Below are 4,916 nucleotides of genomic sequence, written 5' to 3'. Positions count from 1 at the left end.
GAAAGAATAAGTAAAATTGTTCTTGAATTTTTAACAAAAAGATATTATAATAATAAATGTCTTTCAAAATGAATAATGTCTGGTAATGATGGCGAAGAGGCCACACCCGTTCCCATTCCGAACACGGAAGTTAAGCTCTTCAGCGCCGATGGTAGTTGGGGGTCTCCCCCTGTGAGAGTAGGACATTGCCAGGCAGATTCATTTAAACCACTATATTATTCCGCAGTAGCTCAGTGGTAGAGCATTCGGCTGTTAACCGAACGGTCGTAGGTTCGAGTCCTACCTGCGGAGCCAAATGGAGAGCTGTCCGAGTGGCCGAAGGAGCACGATTGGAAATCGTGTAGACGGGTAACCCTGTCTCAAGGGTTCAAATCCCTTGCTCTCCGCCATTACTTCACGGCCCCTTGGTCAAGCGGTTAAGACACCGCCCTTTCACGGCGGTAACACGGGTTCGAATCCCGTAGGGGTCACCACATACATATTGGAGGATTAGCTCAGCTGGGAGAGCATCTGCCTTACAAGCAGAGGGTCGGCGGTTCGATCCCGTCATCCTCCACCATATTTTTTAAAAAAGTGACGTTAGTAAAATTCCCATTATCGCGGGGTGGAGCAGTTCGGTAGCTCGTCGGGCTCATAACCCGAAGGTCGCAGGTTCAAATCCTGTCCCCGCAATCATAATGGTCCGGTAGTTCAGTTGGTTAGAATGCCTGCCTGTCACGCAGGAGGTCGCGGGTTCGAGTCCCGTCCGGACCGCCATTATTATTATGGCTCAGTAGCTCAGTCGGTAGAGCAAAGGACTGAAAATCCTTGTGTCGGCAGTTCGATTCTGTCCTGAGCCACCATTATAAACTTGATTTCTTAAGTTTACTAGCAGTATTATATGGAGGGGTAGCGAAGTGGCTAAACGCGGCGGACTGTAAATCCGCTCCTTAGGGTTCGGCAGTACGAATCTGCCCCCCTCCACCATCTTTACAGGGGCATAGTTTAAAGGTAGAACTGAGGTCTCCAAAACCTCCAGTGTGGGTTCGAGTCCTACTGCCCCTGCCATTTTTAAATTAAATTTAAATACTTTTCTCTTATCATGGCGGTTGTGGCGAAGTGGTTAACGCACCTGATTGTGGTTCAGGCATTCGTGGGTTCGATTCCCATCAGTCGCCCCATTTTTTTTTGAGAAAATATAATTAATATATAGTTACTAATGGGCTATAGCCAAGCGGTAAGGCAACGGACTTTGACTCCGTCATGCGTAGGTTCAAATCCTGCTAGCCCAGCCATTAGCGGAAGTAGTTCAGTGGTAGAATACAACCTTGCCAAGGTTGGGGTCGCGGGTTCGAACCCCGTCTTCCGCTCCAAGAAATATTGGCGGCATAGCCAAGCGGTAAGGCAGAGGTCTGCAAAACCTTTACCACCGGTTCGATTCCGGTTGCCGCCTCCAATTATTTGCCTGAGTGGTGGAATGGCAGACACGCCGCACTCAAAATGCGGTGCCGTAAGGCGTGCCGGTTCAAGTCCGGCCTCAGGTATTACTAGAAAGACTTCGTATTTCATATACGAAGTCTTTTTTCTGTTTGAATTGAAATACCCTTCATAAAGAAATAGGTCATAGCATGAGGTAAACCCTTAAAAACAGTCCCAGACGGGAATAAAGCATGTTCAGACGGGATTAGTATTCCCACAGACGGGAATAACTCGTTTGGAGACGGGATTATCGCCATCTCAGACGGGAATAATTAAAAAGCAGCAAGAAAATAGAGAAAGTACGCACTTTACATACCTTCAAGGTAACGTGGCCACTAAACACTAAACAGAGATCCAATCATGGTAGGCAAGCAAGATTATTATAAATTCAAAGAATTATTTGATAGAACAAAAAATATATGGAAATCTATTTACAATTTGTATAGAATAGGGTAAAAGATTAAAAGTTTTAAGGTTGATAAAGTTAATCTAAGGGGGGTGAAGAGAGGCAGGGCGGGCTTTTGCGATAATGAATCAGGGAGTCGAGTAAAGCAAATCTTCATTCACGACTGTTAGTTGTGTAAAAGCAGGAACAGCCAGGGGTAACTTCAAAAATATTTTGTATTGTGATTGTGCCTAATTATGTAAGCGTATACTTATGACTGTATTCTGTTTTTAAAAATGGAGGTATGTTATGCCATTTGTACAAAACGTAACAGCAGTAGGGGGAAATCTGGGTCTGACTGCGTTAGTTGCTGTTATTCCAATACTATATTTTTTCTGGGCTTTGGCAATTAAAAGAATGAAAGGGTATATAGCAGGGCTGACTACGTTATTGATTGCTTTGATTTTAGCTATAGCGGCATTCGGAATGCCTGCTCAATTGGCGGTTATGTCAGCTACACATGGTGCTGTTTACGGTATAATCCCTATTGGCTGGATTATTATCAGTTCCGTTTTTCTATATAAACTGACTGTGAAAACAGGGCAATTTGATATTATCCGTAATTCTATCATTTCTATTACTGAGGACCGCCGTCTGCAAGCATTATTAGTAGCCTTTTCTTTTGGTGCATTTCTTGAAGGAGCTGCTGGGTTTGGTGCGCCTGTTGCAATTTCAGCCGCACTACTTGTTGGGCTTGGCTTTAATCCGTTATATGCTGCAGGGTTATGCTTAATTGCTAATACAGCACCTGTTGCCTTTGGAGCAATTGGAGCACCTATCCTAGCACTAGAAGGACCTACTGGAATTCCTGCAATAGAAATATCAAAAATGGTAGGGCGTCAATTGCCGTTTTTATCAATATTCATTCCATTTTATTTAATTGTCATTATGGCAGGCTTTAAAAAAGCACTAGAAGTAATGCCCGCGATTTTAGTAACCGGTATTACATTTTCTGTCACTCAATTTTTGAGTTCAAATTACCTCGGACCAGAACTTCCAGATATTCTGTCAGCCTTAGTATCAATTCTTGCATTAGGAGTATTTCTTAAGTTTTGGAAACCAAAAACAATTTACCGTTTTTCTGCTGAACAAGAATTAGCTTCAACGCTCGCTGTGAATGAACCCGACGAGGATCAAGCACATACAGGCGGACAAATTTTTAAAGCGTGGTCACCATTCGTAATTCTAACTGTTATCATTTCCATCTGGGGAATCCCAGTAGTTAAGGAAGCTTTAACGGGACATTATGAGGGAAGTAACCTATTTTTAACTGGACTTAATTCGATAGGACAAGTCTTTACATTTATTCCTAATGTTCCTTTACTGAATAATAAAGTTATAGATGTTGACGGTGATGCCGTGTCGGCATTTTATAAACTTGAGTTTTTAGGAGCTGCTGGAACTGCTGTTCTTATTGCGGCGATCATAACAAAATTTGTTTTCCGAATTTCTTGGAGGGATTGGCTGCTTACTTTTGCTGAGACACTAAATGAGTTGAAATTTCCCATTATTACAATCGCGTCAGTAGTCGGATATGCGTATGTGACGAATGCCTCAGGCATGAGTACAGCAATGGGAATGATATTAGCGAAAACAGGAGTTCTATTTCCATTCTTCTCTCCAATACTCGGATGGCTTGGTGTATTTATTACTGGCTCTGATACTTCATCAAACTTGCTCTTTGGTAATATGCAGCAAGTTACTGCTAATTCTATTGGCATGGACCCTGTACTTGCGGTATCAGCGAACTCTTCGGGTGGAGTTACCGGCAAAATGATTTCACCGCAATCAATAGCAGTAGCTTGTGCGGCAGTAGGTCTTGCGGGGAAAGAATCGGAGTTATTCCGCTTTACGATAAAGCATAGTATTTTTCTAGTTATCCTTATTGGTATTATGACCTTCATGCAAAATGGTGTATTATCTTGGATGATTCCTTAATAAAAGGCATCAGGTATAAGTCGATTAAAGACTTTTACCTGATGCCTTTTTATGTCGAGCATAAAGGGATGTATATGGTGAAGGTTGTCCCAATCGTTAATTTACTTGTAATAACAATCTTTCCTTTATATTTTTGAACAATATTATAACAAACAGTTAAACCAATGCCAGTACCCCGCTCCTTAAGTGAGTAAAAAGGGGTGCCAAGAACATCAATTTGATTCTTAGTAAGCCCAATTCCTGTATCAGTGATCATTATTTTTGCCATATCCTGATCTTGTTCAGTTTCTATTGTAATAAAACCTGCTTTATCCATTGATTCAATGCCGTTTTTAATAATATTGACTAAAAGCTGTTTAAGCTCAATTGGGTCCATTTTAATAATTAAGTCATGATTGGATTTGAGTACAATCCCTATACTCCGTTGATTAGCAAAGCTCGTTAATAGATCTGCTGTTTTTTTAATCTCATCATTTAAGGCTATGACCTGTACAATACCTGTTTGCTGTTTTGCTAATGATAAATAATCATTAATAATGACTTGGGTATACTCAAGTTCAGTAAGCATGGTCTGGATATAAAATTTTTCTGTTTCGGTTAATTCCTCTTTTTGATCTAATAATTGAGCAAATCCTTTTACTACTGTAATAGGATTTCTTATTTCGTGCGCTATCGTGGCGGCCATTTGACCAACTGAATGTAATTGTTTGGCTTGTTGAAGTTCTTGGTGAAAGGATTTTGCTGAGGCCATTCTATTATTCGTACTGATAAATACAAAGAATAAAATTATTTGTATAGCAATGAAGTTAAGTGTATTGCCAAAGGCGTCTAACGAAATATAAATATATGTATTTTGTAGATTAGTTTGAGACATGACGTTGATGAAGATCGGACCAAGTATTAAATTTAAAGCAGAAATAATGTAAAAACCTAATTTATCAAATAAAAAAATCGGGATTAAAGGGGCCATAGCGAATATAGCCAACATAATTGCTGTGTCAGGAAAAGTCCAAAATTTCAAGTAAAAATATAAACTAATTAAAACAATGAATATAGTTTTATAAAGCCTGGCTTC

General features: G+C 40.4%; 2 protein-coding genes, 14 tRNA genes and 1 rRNA gene. 16 read left to right on the top strand and 1 reads right to left on the bottom strand.

Annotation, left to right across the window (positions count from 1 at the left end; all coding sequences use genetic code 11):
• Positions 1 to 78 precede the first annotated feature (78 nt).
• The 16 genes from rrf (at position 79) to AC52RT_RS05585 (ending at position 3,841) form a co-directional block, all read left to right on the top strand.
• A 5S ribosomal RNA gene (rrf, locus tag AC52RT_RS05660) occupies positions 79 to 194 on the top strand.
• 25 nt (positions 195 to 219) lie between these two features.
• Positions 220 to 294, top strand: a tRNA-Asn gene (locus AC52RT_RS05655).
• Positions 295 to 297: 3 nt separating this feature from the next.
• Positions 298 to 389, top strand: a tRNA-Ser gene (locus AC52RT_RS05650).
• Positions 390 to 398: 9 nt separating this feature from the next.
• Positions 399 to 473, top strand: a tRNA-Glu gene (locus tag AC52RT_RS05645).
• A gap of 10 nt (positions 474 to 483) precedes the next feature.
• Positions 484 to 559, top strand: a tRNA-Val gene (locus tag AC52RT_RS05640).
• Between the two features lie 39 nt (positions 560 to 598).
• Positions 599 to 672, top strand: a tRNA-Met gene (locus tag AC52RT_RS05635).
• A 7-nt stretch (positions 673 to 679) separates the two neighbouring features.
• Positions 680 to 756, top strand: a tRNA-Asp gene (locus AC52RT_RS05630).
• 10 nt (positions 757 to 766) lie between these two features.
• Positions 767 to 842, top strand: a tRNA-Phe gene (locus tag AC52RT_RS05625).
• A gap of 40 nt (positions 843 to 882) precedes the next feature.
• Positions 883 to 966 (top strand) — tRNA-Tyr (locus AC52RT_RS05620).
• A 7-nt stretch (positions 967 to 973) separates the two neighbouring features.
• Positions 974 to 1,047, top strand: a tRNA-Trp gene (locus AC52RT_RS05615).
• A gap of 37 nt (positions 1,048 to 1,084) precedes the next feature.
• Positions 1,085 to 1,160 (top strand) — tRNA-His (locus AC52RT_RS05610).
• A 39-nt stretch (positions 1,161 to 1,199) separates the two neighbouring features.
• Positions 1,200 to 1,274: transfer RNA gene (locus tag AC52RT_RS05605), tRNA-Gln, on the top strand.
• 3 nt (positions 1,275 to 1,277) lie between these two features.
• Positions 1,278 to 1,352, top strand: a tRNA-Gly gene (locus tag AC52RT_RS05600).
• A gap of 9 nt (positions 1,353 to 1,361) precedes the next feature.
• Positions 1,362 to 1,435: transfer RNA gene (locus AC52RT_RS05595), tRNA-Cys, on the top strand.
• 7 nt (positions 1,436 to 1,442) lie between these two features.
• A tRNA-Leu gene (locus AC52RT_RS05590) sits at positions 1,443 to 1,523 on the top strand.
• A 629-nt stretch (positions 1,524 to 2,152) separates the two neighbouring features.
• Entirely contained in the window at positions 2,153 to 3,841 is a 1,689-nt protein-coding gene (locus AC52RT_RS05585; protein ID WP_495539840.1) for an L-lactate permease, read from the top strand.
• Between the two features lie 49 nt (positions 3,842 to 3,890).
• Here the strand turns inward: AC52RT_RS05585 and AC52RT_RS05580 are convergent.
• The coding region (locus AC52RT_RS05580) for an ATP-binding protein (protein ID WP_495539839.1) at positions 3,891 to 4,916 on the bottom strand (1,026 nt) is incomplete at its 5' end.

Source organism: Peribacillus sp. (assembly GCF_059453735.1).
Note: the sequence above shows the minus strand (reverse complement) of the source record. Positions and strands in the feature narration are given on the sequence as shown.